Origin of the sequence: Celeribacter sp. PS-C1 (genome assembly GCF_019429625.1) — a bacterium.
Classification (GTDB): domain Bacteria; phylum Pseudomonadota; class Alphaproteobacteria; order Rhodobacterales; family Rhodobacteraceae; genus Celeribacter.
Genome location: NZ_JAHXRW010000006.1, coordinates 1 through 25,388, shown reverse-complemented (window position 1 = coordinate 25,388; position 25,388 = coordinate 1). Strand labels below are relative to the sequence as shown.

General features: G+C 60.2%; 29 protein-coding genes and 1 tRNA gene. 17 read left to right on the top strand and 13 right to left on the bottom strand.

Annotated features, from left to right (window positions below):
- Positions 1-115: 115 nt before the first annotated feature.
- The 8 genes from radA to pyrC all read right to left on the bottom strand — a co-directional run bounded on the left by radA (position 116) and on the right by pyrC (position 8,129).
- Entirely contained in the window at positions 116-1,486 is a 1,371-nt protein-coding gene (gene radA / locus J5Y17_RS10255; RefSeq protein ID WP_219785162.1) for a DNA repair protein RadA, read from the bottom strand.
- 62 nt (positions 1,487-1,548) lie between these two features.
- Positions 1,549-1,983, bottom strand: a complete 435-nt coding sequence (locus tag J5Y17_RS10250) for a paraquat-inducible protein A (RefSeq protein WP_219785161.1) — start codon at positions 1,981-1,983, stop codon at positions 1,549-1,551.
- Positions 1,980-2,729, bottom strand: a complete 750-nt coding sequence (locus J5Y17_RS10245) for an ABC transporter ATP-binding protein (protein ID WP_219785160.1) — start codon at positions 2,727-2,729, stop codon at positions 1,980-1,982. The genes J5Y17_RS10250 and J5Y17_RS10245 overlap by 4 nt, the downstream gene beginning before the upstream one ends.
- Positions 2,726-3,514 carry an ABC transporter permease gene (locus tag J5Y17_RS10240; protein ID WP_219785159.1) on the bottom strand — a complete coding sequence of 263 codons (789 nt, stop codon included), beginning with the start codon at positions 3,512-3,514 and terminating at the stop codon, positions 2,726-2,728. Before J5Y17_RS10240 ends, J5Y17_RS10245 begins: the two co-directional genes overlap by 4 nt.
- Positions 3,511-4,551, bottom strand: a complete 1,041-nt coding sequence (gene alr, locus J5Y17_RS10235) for an alanine racemase (RefSeq protein WP_219785158.1) — start codon at positions 4,549-4,551, stop codon at positions 3,511-3,513. Before alr ends, J5Y17_RS10240 begins: the two co-directional genes overlap by 4 nt.
- Before the next feature lie 74 nt (positions 4,552-4,625).
- Positions 4,626-6,182: a replicative DNA helicase gene (locus J5Y17_RS10230; protein WP_219785157.1), complete on the bottom strand. Its 1,557-nt coding sequence runs from the start codon at positions 6,180-6,182 to the stop codon at positions 4,626-4,628.
- Positions 6,183-6,395: 213 nt separating this feature from the next.
- Positions 6,396-7,076 carry an orotate phosphoribosyltransferase gene (locus J5Y17_RS10225; RefSeq protein ID WP_219785156.1) on the bottom strand — a complete coding sequence of 227 codons (681 nt, stop codon included), beginning with the start codon at positions 7,074-7,076 and terminating at the stop codon, positions 6,396-6,398.
- A 12-nt stretch (positions 7,077-7,088) separates the two neighbouring features.
- Positions 7,089-8,129 (bottom strand): dihydroorotase, encoded by a 1,041-nt coding sequence (gene pyrC / locus J5Y17_RS10220; RefSeq protein ID WP_219785155.1) that lies wholly within the window; start codon positions 8,127-8,129, stop codon positions 7,089-7,091.
- A 174-nt stretch (positions 8,130-8,303) separates the two neighbouring features.
- Here pyrC and J5Y17_RS10215 point away from each other — a divergent pair, with 174 nt between their 5' ends.
- The 6 genes from J5Y17_RS10215 (at position 8,304) to J5Y17_RS10190 (ending at position 12,284) form a co-directional block, all read left to right on the top strand.
- Positions 8,304-9,158 (top strand): urease accessory protein UreD, encoded by an 855-nt coding sequence (locus tag J5Y17_RS10215; protein ID WP_219785154.1) that lies wholly within the window; start codon positions 8,304-8,306, stop codon positions 9,156-9,158.
- A 33-nt stretch (positions 9,159-9,191) separates the two neighbouring features.
- Positions 9,192-9,494 (top strand): urease subunit gamma, encoded by a 303-nt coding sequence (locus J5Y17_RS10210; protein ID WP_219785153.1) that lies wholly within the window; start codon positions 9,192-9,194, stop codon positions 9,492-9,494.
- Positions 9,495-9,504: 10 nt separating this feature from the next.
- Complete coding sequence (locus tag J5Y17_RS10205; RefSeq protein WP_219785152.1) at positions 9,505-9,810, top strand: urease subunit beta; 306 nt, start codon at positions 9,505-9,507, stop codon at positions 9,808-9,810.
- Positions 9,807-10,181 (top strand): lysozyme inhibitor LprI family protein, encoded by a 375-nt coding sequence (locus J5Y17_RS10200; protein ID WP_219785151.1) that lies wholly within the window; start codon positions 9,807-9,809, stop codon positions 10,179-10,181. Before J5Y17_RS10205 ends, J5Y17_RS10200 begins: the two co-directional genes overlap by 4 nt.
- Positions 10,182-10,193: 12 nt before the next feature.
- A complete protein-coding gene (gene ureC / locus J5Y17_RS10195; RefSeq protein WP_219785150.1) occupies positions 10,194-11,906 on the top strand; it encodes an urease subunit alpha in 1,713 nt (570 codons plus the stop codon).
- Between the two features lie 153 nt (positions 11,907-12,059).
- Complete coding sequence (locus J5Y17_RS10190; RefSeq protein ID WP_219785149.1) at positions 12,060-12,284, top strand: hypothetical protein; 225 nt, start codon at positions 12,060-12,062, stop codon at positions 12,282-12,284.
- Positions 12,285-12,343: 59 nt separating this feature from the next.
- Here the strand turns inward: J5Y17_RS10190 and J5Y17_RS10185 are convergent, their stop codons facing one another.
- Complete coding sequence (locus tag J5Y17_RS10185) at positions 12,344-12,670, bottom strand: hypothetical protein (protein ID WP_219785148.1); 327 nt, start codon at positions 12,668-12,670, stop codon at positions 12,344-12,346.
- Between the two features lie 65 nt (positions 12,671-12,735).
- Entirely contained in the window at positions 12,736-13,599 is an 864-nt protein-coding gene (locus J5Y17_RS10180; RefSeq protein WP_219785147.1) for a hypothetical protein, read from the bottom strand.
- Positions 13,600-13,673: 74 nt separating this feature from the next.
- Here J5Y17_RS10180 and J5Y17_RS10175 point away from each other — a divergent pair, with 74 nt between their 5' ends.
- Genes J5Y17_RS10175 through ureG form a run of 3 tightly spaced genes read left to right on the top strand, consistent with a single transcriptional unit; the run spans position 13,674 to position 15,532 of the window.
- The gene (locus J5Y17_RS10175) at positions 13,674-14,255 is read left to right on the top strand and encodes an urease accessory protein UreE (protein WP_219785146.1); all 582 of its coding nucleotides are present in this window, start codon (positions 13,674-13,676) and stop codon (positions 14,253-14,255) included.
- A 6-nt stretch (positions 14,256-14,261) separates the two neighbouring features.
- Positions 14,262-14,900 carry an urease accessory protein UreF gene (locus J5Y17_RS10170; protein ID WP_219785145.1) on the top strand — a complete coding sequence of 213 codons (639 nt, stop codon included), beginning with the start codon at positions 14,262-14,264 and terminating at the stop codon, positions 14,898-14,900.
- Positions 14,901-14,917: 17 nt separating this feature from the next.
- A complete protein-coding gene (gene ureG / locus J5Y17_RS10165) occupies positions 14,918-15,532 on the top strand; it encodes an urease accessory protein UreG (protein WP_219785144.1) in 615 nt (204 codons plus the stop codon).
- 13 nt (positions 15,533-15,545) lie between these two features.
- Here the strand turns inward: ureG and J5Y17_RS10160 are convergent, their stop codons facing one another.
- Both J5Y17_RS10160 and J5Y17_RS10155 read right to left on the bottom strand, forming a co-directional pair.
- Positions 15,546-16,565 (bottom strand): phosphoadenosine phosphosulfate reductase, encoded by a 1,020-nt coding sequence (locus J5Y17_RS10160; RefSeq protein WP_219785143.1) that lies wholly within the window; start codon positions 16,563-16,565, stop codon positions 15,546-15,548.
- A 325-nt stretch (positions 16,566-16,890) separates the two neighbouring features.
- The gene (locus J5Y17_RS10155) at positions 16,891-17,106 is read right to left on the bottom strand and encodes a hypothetical protein (RefSeq protein ID WP_219785142.1); all 216 of its coding nucleotides are present in this window, start codon (positions 17,104-17,106) and stop codon (positions 16,891-16,893) included.
- 178 nt (positions 17,107-17,284) lie between these two features.
- On the opposite strand from J5Y17_RS10155, the gene J5Y17_RS10150 reads away from it, so the two are divergent.
- The 5 genes from J5Y17_RS10150 to J5Y17_RS10130 all read left to right on the top strand — a co-directional run bounded on the left by J5Y17_RS10150 (position 17,285) and on the right by J5Y17_RS10130 (position 20,952).
- Positions 17,285-18,055: an allophanate hydrolase subunit 1 gene (locus tag J5Y17_RS10150; protein ID WP_219785141.1), complete on the top strand. Its 771-nt coding sequence runs from the start codon at positions 17,285-17,287 to the stop codon at positions 18,053-18,055.
- Positions 18,052-19,065 (top strand): biotin-dependent carboxyltransferase family protein, encoded by a 1,014-nt coding sequence (locus J5Y17_RS10145; RefSeq protein ID WP_219785140.1) that lies wholly within the window; start codon positions 18,052-18,054, stop codon positions 19,063-19,065. The genes J5Y17_RS10150 and J5Y17_RS10145 overlap by 4 nt, the downstream gene beginning before the upstream one ends.
- 12 nt (positions 19,066-19,077) lie before the next feature.
- Complete coding sequence (locus J5Y17_RS10140) at positions 19,078-19,833, top strand: LamB/YcsF family protein (protein ID WP_219785139.1); 756 nt, start codon at positions 19,078-19,080, stop codon at positions 19,831-19,833.
- A 136-nt stretch (positions 19,834-19,969) separates the two neighbouring features.
- Entirely contained in the window at positions 19,970-20,251 is a 282-nt protein-coding gene (locus J5Y17_RS10135) for a DUF2312 domain-containing protein (RefSeq protein WP_370628926.1), read from the top strand.
- 23 nt (positions 20,252-20,274) lie between these two features.
- On the top strand, positions 20,275-20,952 hold the full coding sequence (locus tag J5Y17_RS10130; RefSeq protein WP_219785137.1) for a DUF4157 domain-containing protein: 678 nt from the start codon (positions 20,275-20,277) through the stop codon (positions 20,950-20,952).
- Between the two features lie 24 nt (positions 20,953-20,976).
- On the opposite strand, the gene J5Y17_RS10125 is transcribed toward J5Y17_RS10130, so the two are convergent.
- A complete protein-coding gene (locus tag J5Y17_RS10125) occupies positions 20,977-21,855 on the bottom strand; it encodes a hypothetical protein (protein ID WP_219785136.1) in 879 nt (292 codons plus the stop codon).
- A gap of 343 nt (positions 21,856-22,198) precedes the next feature.
- On the opposite strand from J5Y17_RS10125, the gene J5Y17_RS10120 reads away from it, so the two are divergent.
- The 3 genes from J5Y17_RS10120 to J5Y17_RS10110 all read left to right on the top strand — a co-directional run bounded on the left by J5Y17_RS10120 (position 22,199) and on the right by J5Y17_RS10110 (position 25,241).
- Positions 22,199-23,773 (top strand): iron ABC transporter permease, encoded by a 1,575-nt coding sequence (locus J5Y17_RS10120; RefSeq protein ID WP_255572041.1) that lies wholly within the window; start codon positions 22,199-22,201, stop codon positions 23,771-23,773.
- A 101-nt stretch (positions 23,774-23,874) separates the two neighbouring features.
- Positions 23,875-23,950 (top strand) — tRNA-Thr (locus J5Y17_RS10115).
- A gap of 61 nt (positions 23,951-24,011) precedes the next feature.
- Positions 24,012-25,241 carry a DUF6538 domain-containing protein gene (locus J5Y17_RS10110; RefSeq protein ID WP_219785134.1) on the top strand — a complete coding sequence of 410 codons (1,230 nt, stop codon included), beginning with the start codon at positions 24,012-24,014 and terminating at the stop codon, positions 25,239-25,241.
- Positions 25,242-25,388 lie beyond the last annotated feature (147 nt).

Below are 25,388 nucleotides of genomic sequence, written 5' to 3'. Positions count from 1 at the left end.
AGAACCAAGTTTTGCAATCTGTTTCAACCTCTTTTCCCGCGCTTGCGGGTAAAAAGGTGGAGAGTGAGGCGTTTAGGTCTTGGTGTTCTGCACCGTTTTTACCCGATTTCCCGGCTTACCCGGCGCCAAAGACTTCGCCTACAAAGCCTACGAGATCGCTCATCAACCGCATTTCCATGCCGCTTTTCTCGCCCGCTTTCGATTGCGCAGGCGCGATGGCGGAGGCAAAGCCGAGTTTCTTAGCCTCTTTCAAACGGTTCTCCGTCTGGCCCACCGGGCGCAGACTGCCGGAAAGGGACAGCTCGCCGAAAACCACGCAGTCCTTCGGCAAAGCCGCATCCTCGCGCGCCGACAAAAGGGCTGCGGCCACGGCCAGATCGGCGGCGGGTTCGGAGACTTTCATGCCGCCCGCCACGTTGAGATACACATCGAGCCCCGCGAAGGGGATGCCACAGCGCGCTTCCAGCACGGCAAGGATCATCGCCAGGCGTGAGCCGTCCCAGCCCACGACCGTGCGCCGCGCCTGCGCATGGGGCGAGGGGGCGACAAGTGCCTGAAATTCCACCAATACGGGTCTCGTGCCTTCGATGCCTGCAAAGACCACCGAGCCGGGCGCAGGTTGATCGCGTTCCGACAGAAACAGCGCCGAGGGGTTCGTCACCTCCGACAATCCATCGCCGGTCATCTCGAACACACCGATCTCATGCGCCGGGCCGAACCGGTTCTTTACGGCGCGCAAGAGCCGGAACTGATGCCCGCGCTCGCCTTCGAAATAGAGAACCGTGTCGACCATATGCTCGACCACGCGTGGCCCGGCAAGCTGGCCTTCCTTGGTCACATGGCCCACAAGCACCACGGAGACGCCGCGCGTTTTAGCGAATGTTGTCAATTCATGCGCCGCCGCGCGCACCTGCGATACCGATCCCGGTGCGCTTTCGACATTGTCGGCCCACATGGTCTGGATCGAGTCTATGATCACCAGATCCGGTTCTTCCTTTTCCAGCGTCGTCAAAATATCGCGCAGGTTGGTCTCCGCGCCCAATTGCACATTGGCCTCGGCCAGCCCCAGACGTTGCGCCCGCATCCGCACCTGCGCGCTGGCTTCCTCGCCGGAAATATAGATGACTTTCAGACCTGCGCCCGCGAACCGTGCCGCGGCCTGCAACAAAAGCGTCGATTTGCCGATCCCCGGGTCGCCGCCCACCAAAATGGCAGAAGCAGGGACCAAGCCGCCGCCCAACACCCGGTCGAATTCCTCAAGTCCAGACGAGGTGCGCGGCGGCGGGCTTTCCTTGGTCGAAAGCTTCGAGAGCGGAATTTCCTTGCCCCGCATCCCGCCCAGCGTCTTTTTCGCAGGCCCCGCAGCAGAAAGCGGCTGTTCCTCGACAATCGTGTTCCACTCTCCACAGCCATCACAGCGCCCCGACCATTTGGTCGTCACCGCTCCGCAATTGGAGCACACGAAATTCTTCTGCGCCTTGGCCATTCTGCTGCTCCTGAATTGTTCTTGCTTCGTTCTAATCTGCCGCGCGGGGTCTCCGCAAGCACTCAGATCTTCTTCTTGGCCAAAATACTCAAGCCGAGGCTCACAAGCACGCAAAGCGTAAACAGATAAAGCCCCCAGCCCACTTCAAGCCGTCCAACCCCGATGCCTTTCGCGACCGTGATATAGATTGCGATCAGGAACACATCGGCCATCGCCAACCGCCCAAGGTGATAAAGCCAGGGCTTCACGCGCTCTGAAAGGCGACCGGACAACAGGCCTTCCATCGCTAAGACTTTCCCGATCGGTGCCAAAATTGCAAAAAATACCACGATAAGCGCTAAAAACTTGTCCTTTTCCCACAATGCGGCAATTCCCGAGAGAACCGAGATTTCCGACAGGGAAAACAGCGGCAAAAGTCCGGCCTTCATCAACGGCGCGGCCCAAGCGATAGGGAAGAGGATCAAAAGCGACAGGTTGAGAAGGCGCAGCTTGCTCATCGCAGCGTTTCAATCGGCCCCTCTGCGGAGCCGGTGATGAACTGTTTGAGATAGGGATCATCCGCGCTGTCCATCTCGGCCACAGGCCCGAACCAGCGGATTTTGCCCCGGTGCAACATCGCGACCTTATCGGCAATCGCGCGCACGGAGGTCATGTCATGGGTGATCGTCACGGCGGTCGCGCCCATTTCCACCACGATCTCGCGGATCAATTCGTTGATCACCCCCGCCATGATCGGGTCGAGGCCCGTCGTCGGTTCGTCAAAGAAAATGATCTCAGGATCGGCGGCGATGGCACGCGCGAGGCCGACGCGTTTCTGCATCCCGCCCGACAGTTCGGCGGGGAAAAGATCAGCGACGTCGGGGCCAAGACCCACGCGGCGCAGCTTTTCGATGGCGATCTCGCGGGCTTCGGCTTTGGGTCGTTTCAACGAGCCGCGCAGTAGGCGAAAGGCGACGTTTTGCCAGACCGGAAGACTGTCAAACAGCGCAGCCCCTTGAAACAACATACCAAATCGCGCGAGGAACGCATCGCGGTCGCCGGTGGCGGTGATATCCTCGCCACCAACCTTGATCGTGCCTTGGTCCGGCTTGATCAGCCCAAGAATGCATTTCAGCATCACCGATTTCCCGGTGCCCGAGCCACCGATGATCACACAGCTTTCGCCGCGGGCGACATGGAGGTCGACGCCGCGCAAAATCTCTTTGGAGCCAAAGGCTTTATGGACATTTTCTAGGCTGATCATGTGGTGAAAAACGCCTGCGTCAAAAGGAAGTTGGCCGCGAGGATCAGAACGGCGGCTGCGACCACGGAGGATTTCGTCGCCCGGCCCACACCTTGTGCGCCGCGACCGGAATTCATCCCGAAATAGCACCCCATCAGCGTTGCGATCACGCCAAAGGCAGCACCCTTAACCAGAGAGGAAATGATGTCGGAGGCCTCAAGGAAATCGACCGTGTTCTTAAGGTAGGTCGCTGCATTGAAGCCCAGAGATTGCGTCGACACGAACCAGCCGCCGAACACGCCAATCGTGTCGCCCACCGCAACCAAAAGCGGCACGGTGACGAGACCGGCAAACACGCGCGGCGCGGTGAGATATTTCATCGGATCGGTCGAGAGCGTGACCAAAGCGTCGATCTGTTCCGTGACCTTCATCGTCGCGATCTCGGCGGCAATCGACGAGGTTACCCGCGCGGCCATCATCAGACCGACCATCACGGGCCCCAGTTCGCGGACAACACCCAAAGCGACGATCTGTGGCACGACCTGTTCGGCTGAGAAGCGCGAGCCACCTGCATAAATCTGCAATGCCAAAGCGCCGCCGGTGAAAATCGCGGTCAGGCCGACCACGGGCAGCGACAGATAGCCCACAGTCATCAAAGCGTGCAGGAATTCGCGGCCATAAAATGGCGGCGTCAGAATGTGGCGAAAGGCCGAAAGCGCAAAAAGCGCCACCCGCCCGACGCTGGCCAAGGCGGCCAGCACCGTCGCCCCAAGCGCGGCCAGAGGGCGGGTCACAAGCGCGGTCATCCGATATACCGGCGGTGATACCGCGCGCCAAGAGACGTCAGGATTTCATAGCCGATGGTCTGTCCGATGGTGGCCAGATCATCAGGTGTCTGATGCGCGCACAACAGATCAAGCGCGTGAGGCACATGATCGAGGTGGGTGATATCCACGGTGATCAGGTCCATCGACACACGGCCCACGAGCGGGCAGGGGATCGATCCGTCGAACAGAACCGCCTTGTTGGAAATCAGCCGTGTGATCCCGTCGGCATAGCCCGCCGAGACGGTGGCGATGCGCGATGGCACGTCTGCGGTCCAGCTGTTCGAGTAGCCGACCGTTTCGCCGGGCATGACATCGCGGGTCTGGATCACCGGGCATTCGAGTTTCACGACCGGTTTGCCGTCCTCATACGGGAAGCCGCCATAAAGCCCGATGCCGGGACGCACGAGGTCGAAATGGTAGTCTGGCCCCAACAACAATCCGCCTGTCGCGGACAGAGCGCGGGGCACCCTGACCCCATCGGTCATCGCGCGAAACGCCGCCAATTGCTGCGCATTCATCGGATGATCCGGCTCGTCGGAGCAGGCCAGATGGCTCATGATCAGATCGGGGTTTGCCTTGAGCACCAAAGCCTTGACCGCATCCCATTCGGCGGCTTCAAGGCCAAGCCGGTTCATGCCTGTGTCGAGCTGAATGCCGAAAGGCGCGCCGGGCAGGGCTTCGAAATGTCGGGTGATTTGGTCGAGCGAGTTGAGCATCGGCACCAGATTCATGTCGCCGATCATATCCGTGTCGCCCGCCATGTGACCGGAGAACACCCCGATCCACGGCGTTGGACCTACGGCTTGGCGCAAAGTCACGCCTTCTTCAGCGGCGGCGACGAAGAACTTTTTGACACCCGCTTTCATCAAGGCGCGCGCGGCTTTCGCGACACCCAGCCCATAGGCGTCGGCTTTTACCACGGCGGCGGTTTCCACAGCCTCCGAGGAGAGCTTGTCGAGGGCGCGCCAATTGTCGGCCAGTGCCCCGAGATCGATTTGTAGAACTGAAGTACCCATGTCGATGTATTTGACGGCGCGCGCCGAGAGTCGCAAGGCGAAAGGACGCGGGCCTAACCTTTTACACGTTGAATTTATTCGTAATCGTAGTTGTTGTAGCGGTCGGCGGCGAGGTTGCCAAAGCGGGTGAACTCCGCTTCGAAGCTCAACTCGACCGTGCCAATCGGACCGTGACGCTGCTTGCCGAGGATGACCTCGGCCTTGGCGTGCAGGCGTTCCATATCGGCCATCCACTTCTCCATCGCCTCGAGGTTGTCGTCATCGGGCTTCTCGCGCTCTTTATAATATTCGCCACGGTAGACGAACATCACCACGTCGGCGTCCTGTTCGATGGAGCCGGATTCACGCAAATCCGACAGCTGCGGGCGTTTGTCATCGCGGGATTCCACCGTCCGCGAGAGCTGCGACAGCGCGATCACCGGGATGTTCAGCTCTTTGGCGATGGCCTTGAGGCCCATGGAAATCTCGCCGATCTCCTGCACCCGGTTGCCTTCGGTCCGCGAGGTGCCGCGCACAAGCTGGAGATAGTCGACGATCAACAGATCAAGCCCATGGGTCCGCTGCAACCGCCGGGCGCGTGCCGCAAGCTGCGAGATCGGGATCGAGGGGGTGTCGTCGATATAAAGCGGACAGCTTTCCAAGGTCTTTGCGGCATCGACGAAGCGGCGGAATTCCTCCTCGGTCATGTCACCTTGGCGGATCTTGTGCGAGGAAATCTCGGAAGCCTCGGCCAGAATACGCGCGGCCAATTGTTCGGCGCTCATCTCCAGCGAGTAAAAGCCCACGACGCCGCCCTCGACCGCACCTTGGCGACCGTCGGGCAGCTGGCCCTTTTTGTAGGATTTCGCGATGTTGAAGGCGATGTTGGTCGCCAGCGAGGTTTTCCCCATCGAGGGACGCCCCGCGAGAATGATCAAGTCAGAGGGGTGCAGGCCACCCATTTTCTTATCGAGATCAATGAGTTTCGTCTCGACCCCCGCCATGCCGCCGCCACGTTCGTAGGCGGCGTTGGCGTTCAAAACGGCCTGGGTGACGGCGGAGAGAAACGAGGTAAACCCGGTTTCGCCCTTGCCCTGTTCGGCGAGGCCATAGAGGCGCTGTTCGGCGGCAACGATCTGTTCGCTCGGGTCGCGGGTGTCAGACCCTGAGGAGGCCGCGCCAGCGATTTCATTGCCCAGCTCGATCAACTGACGGCGCAGGAACAGGTCGTAGATCAGCTGCGCATAGTCACGCACCGCGTAGGTCGAGATCGCCGAGGCCGCCAAACGCGCAAGATAGGCCGGACCGCCGAGTTCTTGGAGGCCGACATGGTCCTCCATATAGGCCTTGAGCGTCACCGGCGAGGCCAGCATGTTTTTCGAAATCCGCTCGGAGGCTTTCTCGAAAATATCCTTGTGGACCGGGTCATAGAAATGCTCGGGCGCGATGATCGACACGATCTTGTCGAAGACATCGTTGTTGGTCAGGAGCGCGCCCAGAAGCTGTTGTTCTGCTTCGATATTGTGCGGAACGGCGCCGGCGTATGAGGTGATGATAGAGCCTTTGGTGTCACCCGTAGCCGTGCTCGATGACGCATCAGTGCCGGAGGTTTTCTCACCGCGATGGCTCTCGAGATTGGCGATTTCACTCATATCATTCTGCCCTCTTTTTATGACCCGCGAGTCGCGTCCCGCTCTCGGATTGGAGTGTCTTAGACCACTCGGGCGGGCCATCGCAAAGTGTATATTTTGTGGATAACTCTGCGCGTCGGGCTAAGCCTGCGGGATGCAACGAAAAACGCCGCCCTGACAGGCGGCGTTCAAATTTTGTGCATTTATCCGTCAGGTTAAAAGACGGGACATCACTCAGGATTTCTTATGCTTTTCCTGCCATGCGCGCGGCGCGCCGAGGAAATGTTCGACCTCGGCCAATGTGGTCTCGTTGAAAATCTTCTGTTGCTTTGCTTCGGCCAGAACGTCCCACCAGGTGCAAAGGCTGATCAGTTTCACCCCGTGATCTCCAAGCGTCTTTTCCGTCTCCGGGAAGATGCCGTAGTAGAAGATCACCGCTGTCCAGCTACAGCTGGCGCCGGTCTCACGGATCGCATCGACGAAGGAAAGTTTTGAGCCGCCATCAGTGGTCAGATCCTCGACCAAAAGTACGCGCTCGCCCTCGGTCATCGCCCCTTCGATCCGGGCGTTGCGACCGTAGCCCTTGGGTTTCTTGCGCACATAGGACATCGGCAGGCCAAGACGGTCGGCCACAAGTGCGGCAAAAGGAATGCCAGCCGTTTCACCACCCGCTACGTTGTCAAAGGCCTCAAATCCCGCTTCGCGCATGATCTGGATCGCCATGAAATCCATCAGCGTCGAGCGGATGCGCGGGTAGGAGATCAGCTTGCGGCAGTCGATATAGGTCGGCGAGGGCAGGCCGGAGGCGAGGATATACGGGTCCTCGGGGCGGAAATTCACCGCGCCGATTTCCAACAGCATACGGGCCGTCAGGCGGGCGATTTCGGTCTCATCGGGGAAGGACGAAGGGATCATGGTCAGTCTCTCTTAAGCCTCGACGCTCCAGTGGAGCGGCATTTGCGGGTCGAACACCGTCACCGGCCCGTTGGCCGTGTCGATTTTCGCGGGATATTGCACCGGGTTGCCTTTGCGCAGGGTGATGGTCGCTTCGTTGAGCGGCAGACCGTAGAAATTCGGCCCGTTCATCGAGGTGAAGGCCTCAAGCTTATCAAGTGCGCCCTCGGCCTCGAACACTTCGGCGAGGATCGACATGGTGTTGGTCGCGGTGAAACAGCCGGCACACCCGCAGGCGCTTTCCTTGTCGCCATCGAGATGCGGCGCGCTGTCGGTGCCAAGGAAATAGCTCGGATCGCCCGAGGTCGCGGCCTCAACCAAAGCCAAACGGTGCGTTTCGCGTTTCGCCACCGGCAGGCAGTAGTAATGCGGCTTGATCCCGCCCACGAGGATGTGGTTGCGGTTGATCACCAGATGGTGCGTGGTGATCGTCGCGCCAAGGTTTGCGCCGCCTTCGCGTGCATATTCTGCACCCTCTTTCGTGGTGATATGCTCCATCACCACCTTGAGGTCTGGGGTGGATTTGCGGATCGGGTCCAGCACCGTGTCGATAAAGACCTTCTCGCGGTCGAAAATGTCGATATCGCCATGCACCACCTCGCCATGGACGCAGAGCGGCAGGCCGATCTCGGCCATTTTTTCCAGCACCGGCCGCACTTTGTCGAAATGCGTGACCCCGGACGCGGAGTTGGTCGTCGCACCTGCCGGGTACAGCTTTACGGCTTTGACCAGACCGGATGCATGGGCAAAGGCCACGTCCTCGGGGTCGGTTTGCTCCGTGAGATAAAGCGTCATTAGCGGGTCGAACTGACCCTTGCGCGGGTTCGCTTTGAGAATGCGTTCGCGGTAGGCGCTGGCGTCGTCGCTCGTGACCACCGGCGGCACGAGGTTCGGCATCACGATGGCGCGGGCGAAATGGCGCGTGGTTTCGGGCAAGACAGCTTCCAACATCGCGCCGTCGCGCAGATGCAGGTGCCAGTCGTCGGGGCGGCGGATGGTGAGAGTCTCGGTCATGAGGTTGAATTACCTCTTTCCTGACAAAAGCGCCAGAGAGACCGACAGTCTCGCGTGCGCTTATTTTTTGAGCGGTTGGTCGGTTTTTGGGAGCTTCCATGTCTGATGCGCCGGATGTGGGATTGAAGCTGGTCGCTCGGTGCCGCTAGTCTCGGGACGACTTGGAGGACCCCGATGCTGGACACACGGCGCACAGATGAGACTTTACAGGCGGCTGCGCCTGTGGCCGCGACACCTGTGATGCAGCGTGTGCGAGGCCGCGCGCATGTGGTTATGGGGCCCAAGGGATTAAGAGATTTGCACCAGTCCGGCTCCGCTAAGGCGATGATGCCAAAGGTGCATTCCGCTGTGCCGGAGGTGGTTTTTCTCAATACATCCGGTGGGTTGACCGCAGGAGATCGGCTGGACTACCGGCTCGAGGTCGAAAGCGGTGCGCGTCTCATCGGCACCACACAAACCGCCGAGCGGGCCTATGCCTCTGTCGAAGGCGGCGCCGATGCCGAGGTCTCCGTGTCCTTGGTGGCAGGGGTGGGGGCGTCGCTGGAGTGGTTGCCACAGGAAACCATTCTGTTTGAGAAATCCCGCCTGTCGCGCCGGACGTCTGCTGAGATTGCCGGCGACGCGCGGTTTTTGTTCGTTGAAAGCCTCGTTCTGGGTCGCGCCGCCATGGGCGAGGTGATCGAGACGCTGCACCTGACAGATCGCCGCGATATTCGCCGCGCCGGACGGCTTGAATTTCTCGAGCCTCTCGAGATCGACGCGGGGCTCTTGGCCACCCGTGATCACGCCGCCACGCTTTGCGGCGCGCGGGCCATTGCCACCATCGGCCTGTTCGATCAAGGTGTAGAGGGGCAGGCCGAACTGATAAAACAGATCACCCAAGACGGCGTGACGGCGGGGGTGTCCGGCTGGAACGGCAAGCTGGTGATCCGGGCGATGGCCGGAGATGGCTATCCATTGCGCCGCTACGTGGCGCGTGTGTTGAAACAAATCAGACAGGCGGAACTGCCGCGGGTCTGGCAAGTCTAACGCTGCATTTGTGCGGCAAAACGAGGGACGACGATGAACCTGACGCCCAGGGAAAAGGACAAACTTTTGGTTTCGCTCGCCGCCATGGTGGCGCGGGGGCGATTGGAACGTGGTGTGAAACTGAACCACCCGGAGGCGATCGCTTTGATCACCGATTTCGTGGTTGAGGGCGCGCGTGACGGCAAAATGGTGTCCGAGTTGATGCAGTCGGCGGCGCATGTCGTGACGAAAGACATGTGCATGGACGGCATCGCTGAGATGATCCACGAGGTGCAGGTCGAGGCGACCTTCCCTGATGGCACCAAACTTGTCACCGTTCACCACCCCATTCGCTAAGGAGCAGGCCATGATTCCCGGAGAATACTTTGTCCAAGACGGCGAGATCGAGTTGAACGCCGGCGCCGAGGTGACGACGCTGACCGTGTCCAACACGGGCGACCGTCCGGTGCAGGTCGGCTCGCATTACCATTTCTACGAGACCAACGTGGGGCTCGAGTTCGACCGTGAGGCGGCCAAGGGCAAACGCCTTGATATCGCGGCCGGGACTGCTGTGCGGTTCGAGCCAGGCCAAACGCGCGAGGTGGATCTTGTCCCTCTGTCGGGTGCGCGTGAAGTTTACGGCTTCAATCAGAAAGTGATGGGCCCGTTGTGATCCGCACGGCCTTCATATCTCTGGCCATGATGGCGCCACTTGCGGCGTCAGCACAGGAGTTGGATTGCGAAAATGCGATGACGCAATCCGCCATGAATGCTTGTGCACACCAAGGTTGGGTGAAGGCGGATGAAGATCTGAATGACACCTACACATGGGCCATGGCGCGCGCACGTCAGAGCGGCGATCCGGTCGCCGAGGCGCTGCGCACCGCTCAACGGGCCTGGATCCCCTATCGTGATGCCGCCTGCGAGGCCGAAGGCATCCTGTTCGAGGGCGGCACGATCCAGCCGCTGATCGTCTACACCTGTTTGGAACATTTGACGCGCCAGCGCACGAACGAGATGCGCGCCGTCTACGAAATGAATTGAGAGGTTTAACACATGCCTGCAAAGATTTCCCGCGCGACTTATGCTGATATGTTCGGGCCGACCACCGGCGACAGGGTTCGTTTGGCGGACACCGATCTGATCATCGAGGTCGAAAAGGATTTGACCGGACCCTACGGCGAAGAGGTCAAGTTCGGCGGCGGCAAGGTGATCCGTGACGGCATGGGGCAGTCGCAGAAATCGCGGGCCGAGGGCGCCGTTGACACGGTGATCACCAATGCGCTGATCTTGGATGTGACCGGCATCTATAAGGCCGACATCGGTCTCAAAGACGGACGCATCGCGGGCATTGGTAAGGCGGGCAACCCGGACACCCAGCCGGGCGTGGACATCATCGTCGGGCCGGGGACCGAAGCGATTGCGGGCGAGGGCCGGATCATCACCGCGGGCGGTTTTGACAGCCACATTCACTTTATTTGCCCGCAACAAATTGAAGATGCACTGCATTCTGGCCTGACCTGTATGCTGGGTGGCGGCACAGGGCCGGCGCATGGCACGCTTGCGACCACCTGTACGCCGGGGCCTTGGCACATCGGCCGGATGTTGCAGGCGCTGGACGGCGTGCCGATGAACATTGCTCTGGCTGGCAAAGGCAACGCCAGCCAACCGCAGGCTCTGGTCGAAATGATCAAAGCGGGCGCCGCCGCGATGAAGCTGCACGAGGATTGGGGCACGACGCCGGGCGCGATTGATTGTTGTCTGTCGGTGGCCGATGACATGGACGTTCAGGTGATGATCCACACGGATACGCTCAACGAGAGCGGCTTTGTGGAAAACACGCTGGCCGCCATCAAAGGCCGCACAATCCATGCCTATCACACCGAAGGGGCGGGCGGCGGTCACGCGCCGGACATCATCAAGGTGGTTGGCCATGAGAACATCCTGCCGTCCTCGACCAACCCGACGCGGCCCTTCACGCAGAACACGCTCGAAGAGCACCTCGATATGTTGATGGTCTGTCACCACCTCGACAAATCGATCCCCGAGGACGTGGCCTTTGCCGAAAGCCGCATCCGTAAGGAAACCATTGCCGCTGAAGACATCCTGCATGACATGGGCGCGTTTTCGGTGATTTCGTCGGACAGTCAGGCGATGGGCCGTGTGGGTGAGGTGATCATTCGCACATGGCAGACAGCCGATAAGATGAAGAAACAACGCGGGCGTCTGTCGGATGAGACTGGCGACAATGACAACGTGCGGGTCAAGCGCTATGTCGCGAAATACACGATCAACCCGGCGATTGCGCATGGCATGAGCCAGCATATCGGCTCCATCGAGGTGGGCAAACGCGCCGATATGGTGATCTGGTCGCCGGCATTTTTCGGGGTGAAACCGGAGATGGTTTTGCTGGGCGGTTCGATCGCCGTGGCGCAGATGGGCGATCCGAACGCCTCTATCCCGACGCCGCAGCCGGTCTATAGCCGTCCGATGTTTGCCTCCATGGGCCGCGCGGTCGAGAATTCCGCTGTGCTCTTTGTCAGTCAGGCCGCGCAGGCCGAGGGCGTGGGCAAGGCGCTGGGCCTTGCGAAACAAACCGTCGCGGTGGAGAACACTCGCAACATCGGCAAATCGTCTATGGTGATGAACAATGCGACGCCGGAGATCGAGGTGAACCCGGAGACCTATGAGGTGCGGGCGAATGGCGAGTTGCTGACTTGTGCTCCCGCCACAGAGCTTCCGATGGCGCAGCGCTACTTCTTGTTCTGATGGTTCTGCGAGCAGATTTCCCGCTCGATGCGGCTTTTCGCGGCGTCGTGCGGCTTTTGGCGTGAGTGCGTCGGGTGTTGCATTGTTTGTTCACCGCTTCGGCCTATCGTAGAGATGTAGGGAGGAAACCGTCCATCAGAGAGGTTTCCAGACATGCAGCATGTCGCAAATATCGCCATTCTCACGCCAAGCCTGCGGGCACGTCTCGATTTGTTCTTTGTCACATTGGGGCAGGGGGTGAACGCCTATGCCGTTCGGCGCAAACGCTTGGGCGAACTTGCGCGTCTCGACGCGTTGAGCGATGCCGAGTTGCTGAAACTCGGGATCACACGAGACCGCATTCCACACTACGTGTTTCGCGACCTGTTTTCGGTCTAGAGGGTGCTGAAACGCGGCGAACAGGATCGGTGCGACAGACGTCGTCGGTCGCACCGTGTTCAAAGGTGATCGAGAGCCTGAAACTCTTCAGGCCCGCCGAGCAGGATTACGGCGTCGCTGTCGTCGCGCTCTTCTATACGGATAGAGGTGACGTGTTTGGTCGCGTAATACCGGTCGTCGTTCAGGATGTGGTGCGGCAGCTTGGAGATGTCAAAAACCTGATAGGCGGTGCGGGATACCACGACATCACAGGTGAACCCGGGGAAACGGCCGGTGTCATTTCCTTCGATGAAGCGCGCTTCAACCGCTGCCTCGCGGGCGCGCAGTTCCGCGATTTTCGCGCGCAGGGTCGCGAGTTCATCAACCGGCGAACGGGTCATATACATCGTGTCTCTCCTTCTGGATCGAGTTGGCGCCAATCGAGGGCGTTGAAGCGAGTGTTCTGCGTGGTTCAGCTCTCCCCGCCACCCACGGAGATGCGACGTGATGAAAATGCGGTGGACGGCATGAAGTTGCTGTCGTCGAAATCGCTTGCCTTGAAATCGGGGGCAGAAGCGGCGAGTGGGGCCGTGGCCATATCTGCAGACAGGTCAGCAAGCTGGTCCGCCTCCGCCTCAAGTGCCCGTGCCTTCTCCAACGCGTCTGGCAGGCTTGCCGGTGCGAGTGTCGCCTCGCTTTCGATGATCATCTGCGCCACATCTTCATCGGGTAGGCCTGCGAGGGGCTGCAGATGGGCATGTTCCTTTGGCCGCAAATCCTTGGGTGTTTTACCCTCTTTGGCGCCTCGCGCATCGATCATCGGCATCTCCGGCGTTGGAGTGTCGCTCTGTGAGGCAGAAGATTTTAGGCCGAAAGGGTCGTCTGCACTGACGAAGGCATCAGACTCAGTTTTCGCTGCAGGCGTAAGGGTGTCGACGGAGGTGTTCTCATCGGGTGCCTCCAGAGCCGACGCGCCGCAATCGTCCCCTGTTACGTCCGGAGTCACATGTATGGAAACAGGCGTGCTGAGAGAGGGCTGCGCCGCTGCGGGTCGTGGCCAGAGTAACACCACGGTTTCTTCCTCGGCGGCGAAAAAATGCGGGTCTTTCAGGATCGCAGGTGGCAGTTTCGACGGATTGATCCGCGAGGGCATCCGGGTTTCGATGACCGCGACACGGGCGGCGCCAAAAACCTTTTGTCCACCGTTTTCGGTCGCAAAGCTGCGGATTTCATCGCAAAGTTCGGCCTCGAGATCGCGCAGCCGAGCCATTTGCGCGCGCAACTCAAAGAGCGCATCGACTGCGTCAAATGGGGTGTGATCATGGATGGACGTCATGGGCAAGGTCTCCTTGCCTTACATTTGGGGGCGAGTCGGTTAAGAAAGTCCCAATTCCTGACAGGAGGAGCAAAATGAGCAAAAAAGCCTATGAGATTTGTAAGGGCTGCGGGGCCGAGGCCGAGGATTTTGTGGCGCTGACATATGATCAGCGGCTGCTGCGTCGCAAAAAGCTGACCACTGAGGCGGGGGCTTCGATCTTTGTCGACTTGCCGCAGACGGTTTCTATCGTCGAGGGCGACGGGTTTACTTGCGAAGACGGCACGGTGATCGGCGTGCGCGCCGCAGAGGAAGAGCTTTACGCCATCACGGGCGAGACGGTGACGCGTTATGCTTGGCACATCGGCAACCGGCATACGCCCTGTGAAATTGCGTCGGATCGGCTTGTTATCCAACGCGATCCGGTGCTCAAAGCGATGCTGGAGCAGCTGGGTGCGGAGGTCTCCGAGATCATGGCACCGTTCAGTCCCGAAGGTGGGGCCTATGGGCATGGCCGGACGATGGGTCATGATCATGGGGGGCAGGATCATGGAGGGCACGGACACAGCCACGATCATGGTCATCACCATGACCACAGTCACTCCCATGAGCACTCCCATGATCATTCACACGATCACTCACATGGGCATTCCCACCACCATCATCACCACGACTGAGACATCATGACCGATCCGCATGCACTCCTGACGCTGACCCAATGGCTCTCGCCCTCCTTTCCCTTGGGCGCGTTTGCCTATTCGCATGGGCTGGAACTGGCGATCTCCGACGGCCATGTGCGCGATGCGGCGGGGCTGGAAGGCTGGCTTCGTGTGATCCTGACGCGCGGCGGCGGGCATGTGGATGCCTGCCTTTTGGCGATGGTCCTTCAAGGTGCTGATGCGCAAGAGATGGGCGATCTGGCGGAGGCTCTGGCGGGCTCGAAAGAGCGCTGGGCGGAGACCTTTGAACAGGGGCAGGCCTTTGTCACAACAGTGACCCAGATGGGCGGTCCAGCGCGACCCGCGCGGGCCTTGCCGGTCGCGGTGGGCGAGGCGGCACGGGAACTGGACCTGCCGGCCAAAATCGTGATTACGCTTTATCTTCATAGTTTTACCTCGAACCTCGTCTCGGCTGGCGTGCGGTTTATCCCGCTCGGACAGGCGGCGGGGCAGACCGTCCTGTCACAGCTTCACACAGAGATCGAACAGGTGGCCGAGGCGGCGTTGGCCGCCACGCCCGAAAGCCTCACCACCGGCGCTTTTGCCGCCGATTTGAACGCGGCGCGCCATGAGGATATGGACGTCAGAATATTCAAGACCTGAGCAGACAGGAGAAAAACATGGCTTCACCAAACGGACCTTTGCGAGTGGGCATCGGCGGCCCGGTGGGCGCCGGGAAAACCACATTGACGGGGGTGCTGGCCAAGGCGCTCTCAGAAAAATACTCCATCGCGGTCATCACCAATGACATCTACACGCGTGAGGATGCCGAGGCGCTCATGCGCCAGCAAATCCTGCCGATGGAGCGCATTCGCGGCGTCGAAACCGGCGGTTGCCCGCATACGGCGATCCGCGAAGATGCCTCGATCAACCTCGCAGCCGTCGCCGATCTGTCGGAAAAGTTTCCCGATCTGGATGTTATCCTGATCGAATCCGGCGGCGACAACCTTGCTGCGACTTTTTCGCCGGAATTGGCCGATTTGACGATCTATGTGATCGACACGGCGGCAGGACAGGACATTCCGCGCAAACGGGGTCCTGGCGTGACGCGCTCGGACATGCTGGTGGTCAATAAGGTCGATCTGGCGCCCTATGTGGGGGTGGATCCTGTGCTCTTGGAAGAGGACACGAAACGCGCACGTGGCGCGAATGCCTATGTCATGGCGGCGTTGCGCCATGGGACGGGTGTCGATGAGGTCGTGCGTTTTGTCGAGGAAGAGGGCGGGCTCGCCTGAGCCCGCTCCGACGTTACGTCGTTTCGATCTTGGCCTTTGCCGCCGGTTTCGCAGGAGGAAGGGTTTTGCCCTCGCTTTCCAGCGCTTCCATTGCGATATTGAGGGCCCGGCGGAAGCGGGGGGCATGGCGACGCTGGTTTAATACGTAACGGCAGAAAAAAGCCGTTTGATAGGGGCGGGATTTCGGCGCGAGTTCCGCCAGCAGACGGCGCTGATAGCCCTGATGGGTGCGTCTTTTGCGAAGCTCTTGGGTGATTACGCGTTGCGTGAGGCGGCTTTCCATCGCGGCCTCAAGGATCGGGTCGAGAGCGTCGATCTCCATGATTTCATATTCCGGATCGACACCGAACAGGCGGCAAGGCACGCGGGAGATATGCGGTGCGTTGAAGAGGGCGGCGTGCATCGCATCAGCCTCGACCTTGGGGTCGTAGAGCACATAGGCCTTTTCCGCGCCCTCCAACATATCGGGTGCAAAGCCGTAGCGCGTGGTGAAATCCATGCGCCTGGTTTTCGGGAAACGAGAGTCCCAGGAGGCCAGACGCCCGTTCAGTGTGGCCTGAGGTGCGATGGTGATCACGGTGGCGCCGGGGGCCACGACGGAAAAGGCGGCGGCGGCGTAGCCACAGGCGCCAGCGCCGTAAAACACCACCTGATCGAAATCTTCGAAAAAGCCTTCGTCCACCAGCCGGTCGAAATAGCCATAGATGTGTTTGGAGCGGAACCAGTCTCCGGTCTCGTCGGGGCCGTGGGAGAGCAGCGTCAGAGAGGACCAGCCATGTTTGCCAGCCAAAGACATGCCGACCGGATAGCCTTTGCGCGTGCGTTCCGTGGTGCGCTCATAGCTCTCAAACGTGACGAGAAGTCGGGGTTTTTCGTCGAGGAAGGCCACGCTGTGATGGTCGCCCAAGGTCTGGTAATAGCCAAGATCCGTGCTCAGTTCCTCAAGCGCTTCGCACCATTCGTCACGCGCGAAATCGGAAATGTCCTCAATCCCTTGCATGGCTTTTTGAAGTTCCGTCTCCTGCTCGCTCATCTACCATCTCCCCAACTCGTTGTGCGTCACGCGCCTTCACCAAAATGGCCTTCTTCGTTGCGCGATCGTGATCGCCGCGCTGAAACGGATGACACTCAAGAAGGCTCTAATTGGTTAATCACCTGTTATCCAAATAGGGCTTTTGCGCGGCAGGCAAAAGGATTTCCAGCGTTTCTTTTGCGACTGTCTCTCGCGGGGAAACGATGCGCGTTTCTCCGCCTGTTTGATGTGAAAGAACGGCAATTTTTCGCGAAGTGAATCGGTCTTATGTGTGCTTATTCGGGAGATGAGGGGCCCCTGAGTCGGAGGCGCCTTGCGCGTCGTGTCAGCCGAGAATGATCCCGATGGTGACAGCCCCCAGACCCATGGCGGAGACCAAAAGAGCGACGAGGTTGAGGGCGACGACCTTTTGAAGACGCGCGCGGATCTCTTCATCCGTGCCGCCGGCTTTCTTGGCCTTCAGTGCAGCCATGATGCAGTAGCCCAACAGAGCCACCCCCGCCAAAGTCAGCGCCACACCGCCCCAGATCAATGCGTCCATTGTCAGTCCCTCGTTTCCATCAACCTCCGCTTGATACAGAACTCACAGCTTCAGGCAAGCATTTGCGGTGCTGTTTTGTGGTCTTTGCGCGATGAGGGGGCTTTCTCGCGTCCAAGTCATTGAAAATTGGCGCAGGGTTTGGAATGAGTATCGGACGCATGCTCCCCAAAGGCTCCAAATGACCGTCGATCAGATGAACCAGATTTCGACATCGCAGAACGGCGGTCCGGAGATTTTGCCTCTGGGACGCGATGGGTGGCTGGTGCGCTTTTCTCTGACGCCCGAACCTTGGGCGATTGCGGCGGTGCAGAAACTGCATGCTTTGGGCGAGGCCGCCGCACTCAATGGGGTAACCCGTGTCGCGCCGAGCCTGACCTCAGTGCTGTTTTCCTATGATCCCGCATGCACCGACCGCGCAGCCTTGCGGGCAAAGATCGTGCGGATTCTTGAGGGTGAAGACTGGCACCATGCCACGCCTGAGCCTGCCAAGCGGGTTTGGCACGTGCCGGTGGCGTTCGGCGGGGATCATGGCCCCGATCTGGCGGAGGCGGCTTCGATGACGGGGCTAAGGCCCGAACATCTCATTGACGAGATCGTTCAAACGCCGCTTCGGGTCTTGGCCATTGGCTTCGCGCCCGGCCAGCCCTACTTGGGCCTCTTGCCAGAGGTCTTCGATCTGCCGCGGATGACGGCCCTCAACCCGCAGGTGCCGCAGGGCGCGATTGCTTTGGCTGTGCGCCAGCTCGTGCTCTTTGCCAATGCCTCGCCGACCGGCTGGCGTCAGGTCGCGCGCACGGCGTTTCGGGTTTTCCGGCCCGACAGCGACATGCCTCTGCCGCTCAGCGCAGGTGATGAAATGCGACTGGTCCCGGTGTCAGGGGCAGAGATGGACGGGCTTTTGGACTCTGGCGACCCAACCGGCGGCGCCAAGCTTGAAGTGCGGTCATGAACGCGTTGATCATTCAAAAAGCGGGCCCGGGCCTGACCGTGCAAGACCTCGGGCGCCCCGACATGGCCCATCTGGGCCTGTCGCGCGGCGGGGCGGCTGATCCTGTCGCGCTTTATGAGGCGGCGGCGTTGTTGTCGCAGAGCACTCCACAAGCCGTCCTCGAGATGGCCGGGATAGGCGGCACGTTTGAAGTCACTATGCCCACGCGCATCGCACTCACCGGCGCGCCGATGCGGGCCAGCGTCGGAACGCAGGCGCTGCGCTGGAATGCGACGCATCTTTTGTCCCCCGGTGAGAGCCTGACCATCGGAGCCGCGGAGCGCGGCAGCTACGGCTATCTCAGTTTCGCGGGCGGAATTCTCACGCCGGAGACACTTTCCAGCCGGTCGACTCATGTTACGGCGGGCCTCGGTGGACCGCTCAAGGACGGCACGCGCCTTCCTTTGGGGGAAGACGCTGATCCAGGTGCCGCTTCCGTTGGCTTGCCGCTCGAGACACGCTTCTCCGGTGGCGACATCCGGTATATCGCCGGGCCGCAGACAGGGCTGTTCGCCCCTGACGTTCTATCTCGTTTCGCTGACACGACCTTTACCCGCTCCGTCACCGCCAACCGTCAAGGCGTGCGGCTGGAAGCCGACGCGCGGTTCCCCTCGCAGGCCCCCTCCGGGTTGGCCTCGGACTTCATCCTTGAGGGGGATCTTCAGATGACCGGCGACGGGTTGCCCTATGTTCTGTTGTGCGAATGCCAAACCATCGGCGGCTATCCCCGGATCGGCACGGTGATTGCGGCGGACCTGCCAATGGTGGCGCAGGCGGGGCAGGGGGCGGAGCTGTGGTTTCGTCAGATTACCTTGGATGAGGCCGACCGGATCGCCACCGCACATGACGCGCGACTGAAGGAGTTGCGCCGCAAGGTTCAGCCGCTCATTCGCGACCCGTCGACGATCCACGATCTTTTGAGCTATCAACTGATCAGCGGCGTGACTGCCGGTGATGACCTCGACGACTAGGAAGGATACCCCATGCTGAAAGCCGATTTGAATTCCGACATTGGCGAGGGCTTTGGCGATTGGACCAAGGGTGACGATGCCGCGCTGATGCAGGTGATCACCTCGGCCAACGTCGCCTGTGGCTTTCACGCGGGCGACCCGGACGTCATGGCGCGCACCATGAAGCTTGCGGTGGACAACGGCGTCGGCATCGGCGCGCATCCGGGATTTGCCGATCTCAAAGGCTTCGGTCGGCGGCGGCTACCGCTGAGCCATGCGGAGATCGCCAATCTGGTGACCTATCAACTGGGCGCGGCACAGGCGATGGCGCGGGCGGCGGGCGGTCAGGTGCGTCACCTGAAACTGCACGGGGCGCTGGCGAATATGGCCTCTGAGGATGCAGATCTCGCGCGGGTCTGTTTCGAGGCGGCTCTCAAGGTTCAGCCCGACATTGTAATCATGGTGCTCGCCGCCACCGCGATGGAACAAGCCGCGCGCGACCTCAACTGCACTTGGGCGGGCGAGATTTTTGCTGACCGCGCCTATAATGATGACGCCACGCTTGTGGATCGTCGTCAGCCGGGGGCGGTGCTGCACGATGCCCAAGCGATCTCCTTGCGCATTCTCGAGATGCTCAAAGCGGGCGCGATCATCACCGAAAGCGGCAAGCATATCCCCTGTAAAATTGACACGATTTGCGTGCACGGCGACACCGAAGGGGCATTGACCATGGCCTCGGCCCTGAAGACCGGTTTGCAAGAAGCAGGCGTCGAGATTGCTAAGCTCTGACCTCGTGAAACCCGTTGGCGGAAACCCCGCGCATTCGACGGGGCCGAGACTTGCCATGGCGTCGCCCGACGGGTAGGGATCAGGGCTTGAGAAGAGCAAAAAATATTCCAATACCCCTGAGGAAGGTTTCCCCATGATGGACGACGATATCGAATCCGGCCACGCTTCTGGCCCCGACGCCTCCTACCGCGTGACCGCCGACGAGCTGCGCCAGTTTGTGGAACGGTTCGAGCGGCTTGAGCTTGAGAAAAAAGACATCGCGGATCAGCAAAAAGAGGTGATGGCCGAGGCGAAAGGCCGTGGCTATGACACAAAGGCGATGCGCAAACTCATCGCATTGCGTAAGAAAACTGCCGATGAGATTGCCGAAGAAGAGGCTATTCTCGATATGTATAAGGAAGCTCTCGGCATGCGCTAAGGCGCGTGTTTCGAGCTTTCTGAATGCGCTCCCGCACCCGTCATCGCCTTGCCCTTTCCGCCTTGGCGCTTGCCTTGGGGTTCGGGCTTGGGCTGATGCTCTTGGGATTGGCGCCGGTTCTGGCCGGTGTCTGCCCCGGGTGTTTCGGGTTCAAAAAAGTGGCGCCGCAGGTCTATTCCGAACTGCGGGGCCCGACCACCTCGAAAGAGATGCTGCGCCGTCTGGCTCTGGCCGAAGAGCGCGTTGAGGCCGTCTTTGGCCCACAAGACCGTCCCCGTATTTTGATCTGTTTTACAGAGACCTGTCACAAGGTCATGGGGGGCATGACTGCGCGCGCGATGACCTATGGCACTCATCTGTTCTACCTGTCTCCGCACGGCCATGACACGGAAATCATCGCCCATGAGCTGACCCATGTGGCGCTGCACCGGCAGATCGGGCTGCGCGCCCAGCGGCAATTCCCGGCCTGGGTCGATGAGGGCATCGCCGTTTGGGTCTCCCGCGATCCGCGTTTTGATCTCAATCCCGATACCTGTGATCCGGGGGCAGAGCAATTGCCGATGCAAGCGCACGATTGGCGCCATTCCGCGGCTGCCCGCGACGCCAGCGCCTACGCACAGGCCGGGTGCCGCGTGGCGCAATGGGCCAGAGCGCATCCGGTGAGCGGGGTCGAGGGATTGATTGCGGGGGCACTGGAGTAACGGGACGCAGGCCCCGACCCCATTTTACGGCATGATAAAGCGCACGCCTTCCATCTCTTCGATCCGCTCAAGGTCTTCCTCGTAGGCTTCGGTCAGCCGCGAGACCAGAGAGTCATCCCAGCCGGGCAGGTCGATCTCTTCTTCCAAAGCATCTTCGTCGAGATACTTGTCCAAAAACGCCTGAAGAATGCGGCGGCGCTGTTCTTCGGTCTGGGGGTGGTGGGTGTGCAGATAGGTGCGCAGCCGTTTCATGCCCTCGCGCTTCATGATCGTCGCCAGAATATCGAGCCCGCCGGACATGGGTACTGAGGGGGCGACCCCGGTCATGTCGCGCATCACCTGCGACCAGGTGAGCGGTGTGTCCTCATAGGCGAAGCACGTGATTTTGGCATCCGGACAGACCGTGCCGATGCGGAGCAGCAGGTCGGACCAGCGGAGCGCCTCAAGGTCGGCCCCATTGAGAAACCCCTCGAATGTCACGCTTGGCCCGCAAAAGGAAAAGGCTTCCGGCACAAAGGTCGCCGGGTTGCGGATCCCGATGAAGAATTCCATCTCGTGGTCCGCAAAGACATTGCGCAGCCACGGCAGTTTGAAATTCGCCTTTTCATAGAACCCGCCCTTATCGAAGATGAATGGGTGCATGCAGATCACGTCCTCATAGCTCAACACCACGCGGGCGCAGTCGTCGAGGTCGAGCATGTGGTCGAGCAAGATTTCCTGCGTCTCGGGGCTGGCGCGTTCGCTTTTCACCTTCTTCATGACCTGCGGAAGCATATCGCGATAGTAGGCGAGGGGCGGGACCGCGACTCCCTGTTCGGCCAGCACGGCCTTATTCTTTAAAAGCCCGCGCATGAGCTGCGCGCCATTGGTGCAATGGGCGCCGATATGCATTGAGATGATCATGGTCGGGTCTTTCTCTGGCCTGCCTGCGCAACTGTTCGGTGCCCCTTATGCCTTTGTGCGACGTGAAGGTTAAGGGTGTTTTACCATATGTGCTTTTGTCCGCTGAGCAAGCGCGCTCTCGAGGCGCGGGGGCGACGCGTGGCGCGCATTTGGGGCGCGGGTTTCTCTTCACCTCAGCCGCAAAAGTCTCTATGTCGAAAGAATGACCGACCAAATCTCTCAGACACCGGCCTGCGAGGCCTCTGGTGCCTCAGGTGCCGCGCGCCGCCATGGCCGCTTGGCCCGCGTGTCGCGGCTGTCGCCTTGGTCTGCGGGGGCTTTTGTGATCGCAGGTCTCGTGTTGATGCCGCTGATCGCCGTGGTCTGGATTGCCTTTCACCCGAGCGAAAACATCTGGCCGCATCTTCTGGCCACCACCTTGCCGCGCTATATGACAACGACGGCCTTGCTGGCCTTTGGCGTTGCGGGGTTGGCGGCCTGTGTCGGAACAGGCTCGGCGTGGCTGGTGACCATGTATCGCTTTCCGCTCTCCAAGGCGCTGGAGTGGCTGTTACTCTTGCCGTTGGCGATCCCGGCCTATGTCGGCGCATATGCTTTGGTGGATTTTCTCGAATATGCAGGGCCTGTGCAGGGCGGCTTGCGTCAGCTCTTTGGCTGGCAGAACGCGCGCGATTATTGGTTCCCGGAAATCCGCTCGCTTGGCTCCGCCATCGTGGTTCTGGCCGCGGCTCTCACGCCTTATGTGTTCCTTTTGACCCGCGCCGCCTTTCGTGAACAATCGGGCTCCGTCTATGAGACCGCCCGTGCGCTGGGTGCTGGGCCTTTCGAGCGTTTCTGGCGCGTTGGCTTGCCGCTCGCGCGCCCTGCGATTGCCGCGGGCACAGCGATCGTGATGATGGAGGCCGTGTCGGATTATGGCACCGTCTCCTATTTCGCCGTGCAAACCCTGACGACCGGTATTTTTTCCACCTGGCTCGAAGGTGGGAACGCGGGGGGCGCCGCGCAGATCGCCTCCGTGGTTCTCGTCGTCGTGCTGTTGTTGGTCGCTTTTGAAAAAGTCTCGCGCGGTCGGGCCCGTTTTCACCAAAGTGCACGCCAACTCCGCCCCGTCGAGCCTATTCGCCTCACGGGCTGGCAGGGGCTTTTGGCGCTGGCGCTTTGTGCCGTGCCCTTCCTTGTGGGGTTTGTCTTGCCGGTCTCGGTGATCTCCTATCACGCGCTGGGTGAGCCGGAGCAGTGGGCTGTTCCGGGGCTTGTGTCTGCGTTGAAAAACACGCTCACCGTGGCAGGGAGTGCGGCGATCCTGACGGTTCTTGCGGCGCTGTTCATGGTTTACGGCGTGCGTCTGACGGGCCGTAAGCTACCGCGTCTGATCCTGCCGTTTACGACCTTGGGCTATGCCGCGCCAGGGGCCGTTCTGGGCCTCGGTATCCTGTTCCCGCTCGCTGGACTCGACCATGTCTTGGCCGACACCGTTGAGGCGCTGACCGGCTTCGATCCGGGCCTTTTGCTCACTGGCTCGGCCTTTGCGATCATCCTCGCCTATGTCGTGCGCTTCTTCGCCATCGCCCAAGGCGCGACCGATGCCGCATTGGGCCGCGTGTCGCCGTCTCTGCCTATGGCGGCGCGGTCTTTGGGGCAGACACTCGGTGGCACGCTCCGTCGGGTCTACGTGCCCTTGATCCGCGGCTCCGTCGGCACAGCACTTTTGCTGGTCTTCGTTGACTGCGTGAAAGAACTGCCCGCCACCCTGCTGCTGCGCCCGTTCAACTACAACACGCTGGCGACACGGGTGTATGACAAAGCCTCGCTGGAACAGCTCGAACAAGCCTCCCCTGCTGCGCTTCTGGTGATCGGCGTCGGTCTGGTTGCCGTGGTCCTTATGGCCCGTTCCGAGAACGCAGCTGACCTCAGCTAATTGCGCGCAGTTCGGCGAAGGGTAGGATCGCGCGGATCTGAAGTTCGCGCTTCACAAAGCACTTGCAAGCACGATCTTCACCGCGTAAATGACGCCCGAGTGCCCCTATAGCTCAGCTGGTAGAGCAACTGATTTGTAATCAGTAGGTCCGCGGTTCGAGTCCGTGTGGGGGCACCATAACCTCAGCTAAAGCATTGGTTTTACTCCAGTTTACAGCAACTGTCTGGAGCCGTAGACCATGTCGGAGACCATTTTACCCACATTCACCTTCGTGAAAGCTGGTGTTTTCTACTTTAGCCGCCGCGTCCCCAAATCGCTGCAACACCACTACACGTCCCCCCGCATCGTGCATTCACTGAGAACCCGCAGTGCCAGAATCGCGGAAGCGAGAGCCAGACGTGCAGCCGATCAGCTGGACGAGTATTGGTATCATTTGAGATCGCAAGACACGCAGCTGCCTGGTCAGCACATGCTCAGAGAGGCCGCAAACCTTCCACGGGTGTCCAGCCCTGCAGCGGAGCCAACGGTAACTCAGTCGTCCTCAGTGACTCTCTCCGAAGCCGTGGGGATCTACCTGCGCCTCAAAGGGCAGGGGAGGGCCAAAACCTTCCACACGATGGCGCATCGCGCATGTGGCTATGTCTTGGACATTTGTGGAGACAAGCCCTTGGACACCTACACTAAGATGGACGCTAACACTTTTCGCGATCAGCTCATTGAACGTGGTCTCGCTGGCAGTAGCTTGTCCCGCATCTTCGGGACCATACGCGCTGTGACCAACTTTGCCGCAAGTGAGATGGGTCTGGAGTTCACCAATCCTTTCTCGAACGTGTACTTCGACAGGCAAGCAGGTGTCTCTAAGCGTCAGCCGGTATCGCAGGATTCGCTGGGCAAAATCGCTGAGGGTTGTCTGAAGCATGACGACGAACGGCGCTGGTTAATCGCTTTGGTGGCTGACACGGGTCTCCGCCTCGCCGAAGCTGCGGGTATATTGCGTGAAGACATCAAGACAGATGCAGACGGGTCCATGCATGTGGTGATTCAGCCCCATCCGTGGCGGAGCCTCAAGACCAAGGGCAGTGAACGCATCGTGCCGTTGGAAGGGCTGTCGCGGTGGGCCGCAGAGCGTGTCCTTGCGCAAGTCTCAGGCTCTCAATTTGCCTTCCCCAGCTATAACCGAGGCGAGACAACCAGCGCTAACTCCGCAAGCGCCGCACTAAACAAATGGATCAAGACATTGACGGGCGAAACGATCACCATGCACGGCTTCCGCCACGCGATGCGTGACAGGCTGAGGGCCGTCGAATGTCCTTCCGATATCGTGGATCAGATTGGAGGTTGGCAGACGGGCGGGATCGGCCACAGCTACGGTTCAGGTTATCCTTTGGAAGTCATCAGGAAGTGGATGAAGGCAATCTGTGGTCCGACATGGTCTACGGCTCCAGACAGTTGCTGTAAACTGGAGTAAAACCAATGCTTTAGCTGAGGTTATGGTGCCCCCACACGGTTGGCTTTTTAGTTAGCTTCCCGTTACAGGCACTGCCTCAGCTGGTAACTCCAGTAAAACAAGGGGTATCAGCGACAGCCCGCCCAGGTCAACAGGCACCATCTGGTC

Excerpts from the sequence above, each read along its gene's own strand:
- J5Y17_RS10160 (WP_219785143.1), bottom strand. The coding sequence starts at position 16,565 with ATGAGCGAGCAGGAGACGGAACTTCAAAAAGCCATGCAAGGGATTGAG.
- J5Y17_RS10145 (WP_219785140.1), top strand. The coding sequence starts at position 18,052 with ATGAACGCGTTGATCATTCAAAAAGCGGGCCCGGGCCTGACCGTGCAA.
- J5Y17_RS10120 (WP_255572041.1), top strand. The coding sequence starts at position 22,199 with ATGCCGCTGATCGCCGTGGTCTGGATTGCCTTTCACCCGAGCGAAAAC.
- J5Y17_RS10150 (WP_219785141.1), top strand. The coding sequence starts at position 17,285 with ATGACCGTCGATCAGATGAACCAGATTTCGACATCGCAGAACGGCGGT.
- J5Y17_RS10205 (WP_219785152.1), top strand. The coding sequence starts at position 9,505 with ATGATTCCCGGAGAATACTTTGTCCAAGACGGCGAGATCGAGTTGAAC.
- J5Y17_RS10125 (WP_219785136.1), bottom strand. The coding sequence starts at position 21,855 with ATGATCATCTCAATGCATATCGGCGCCCATTGCACCAATGGCGCGCAG.
- pyrC (WP_219785155.1), bottom strand. The coding sequence starts at position 8,129 with ATGACCGAGACTCTCACCATCCGCCGCCCCGACGACTGGCACCTGCAT.
- J5Y17_RS10180 (WP_219785147.1), bottom strand. The coding sequence starts at position 13,599 with ATGACGTCCATCCATGATCACACCCCATTTGACGCAGTCGATGCGCTC.
- J5Y17_RS10170 (WP_219785145.1), top strand. The coding sequence starts at position 14,262 with ATGACCGATCCGCATGCACTCCTGACGCTGACCCAATGGCTCTCGCCC.
- radA (WP_219785162.1), bottom strand. The coding sequence starts at position 1,486 with ATGGCCAAGGCGCAGAAGAATTTCGTGTGCTCCAATTGCGGAGCGGTG.
- J5Y17_RS10175 (WP_219785146.1), top strand. The coding sequence starts at position 13,674 with ATGAGCAAAAAAGCCTATGAGATTTGTAAGGGCTGCGGGGCCGAGGCC.
- J5Y17_RS10240 (WP_219785159.1), bottom strand. The coding sequence starts at position 3,514 with ATGACCGCGCTTGTGACCCGCCCTCTGGCCGCGCTTGGGGCGACGGTG.
- J5Y17_RS10225 (WP_219785156.1), bottom strand. The coding sequence starts at position 7,076 with ATGATCCCTTCGTCCTTCCCCGATGAGACCGAAATCGCCCGCCTGACG.
- J5Y17_RS10185 (WP_219785148.1), bottom strand. The coding sequence starts at position 12,670 with ATGTATATGACCCGTTCGCCGGTTGATGAACTCGCGACCCTGCGCGCG.
- alr (WP_219785158.1), bottom strand. The coding sequence starts at position 4,551 with ATGGGTACTTCAGTTCTACAAATCGATCTCGGGGCACTGGCCGACAAT.
- J5Y17_RS10130 (WP_219785137.1), top strand. The coding sequence starts at position 20,275 with ATGCGCTCCCGCACCCGTCATCGCCTTGCCCTTTCCGCCTTGGCGCTT.
- ureG (WP_219785144.1), top strand. The coding sequence starts at position 14,918 with ATGGCTTCACCAAACGGACCTTTGCGAGTGGGCATCGGCGGCCCGGTG.
- ureC (WP_219785150.1), top strand. The coding sequence starts at position 10,194 with ATGCCTGCAAAGATTTCCCGCGCGACTTATGCTGATATGTTCGGGCCG.
- J5Y17_RS10230 (WP_219785157.1), bottom strand. The coding sequence starts at position 6,182 with ATGAGTGAAATCGCCAATCTCGAGAGCCATCGCGGTGAGAAAACCTCC.
- J5Y17_RS10210 (WP_219785153.1), top strand. The coding sequence starts at position 9,192 with ATGAACCTGACGCCCAGGGAAAAGGACAAACTTTTGGTTTCGCTCGCC.
- J5Y17_RS10190 (WP_219785149.1), top strand. The coding sequence starts at position 12,060 with ATGCAGCATGTCGCAAATATCGCCATTCTCACGCCAAGCCTGCGGGCA.
- J5Y17_RS10110 (WP_219785134.1), top strand. The coding sequence starts at position 24,012 with ATGTCGGAGACCATTTTACCCACATTCACCTTCGTGAAAGCTGGTGTT.
- J5Y17_RS10215 (WP_219785154.1), top strand. The coding sequence starts at position 8,304 with ATGCTGGACACACGGCGCACAGATGAGACTTTACAGGCGGCTGCGCCT.
- J5Y17_RS10155 (WP_219785142.1), bottom strand. The coding sequence starts at position 17,106 with ATGGACGCATTGATCTGGGGCGGTGTGGCGCTGACTTTGGCGGGGGTG.
- J5Y17_RS10140 (WP_219785139.1), top strand. The coding sequence starts at position 19,078 with ATGCTGAAAGCCGATTTGAATTCCGACATTGGCGAGGGCTTTGGCGAT.
- J5Y17_RS10250 (WP_219785161.1), bottom strand. The coding sequence starts at position 1,983 with ATGAGCAAGCTGCGCCTTCTCAACCTGTCGCTTTTGATCCTCTTCCCT.
- J5Y17_RS10245 (WP_219785160.1), bottom strand. The coding sequence starts at position 2,729 with ATGATCAGCCTAGAAAATGTCCATAAAGCCTTTGGCTCCAAAGAGATT.
- J5Y17_RS10135 (WP_370628926.1), top strand. The coding sequence starts at position 19,970 with ATGGACGACGATATCGAATCCGGCCACGCTTCTGGCCCCGACGCCTCC.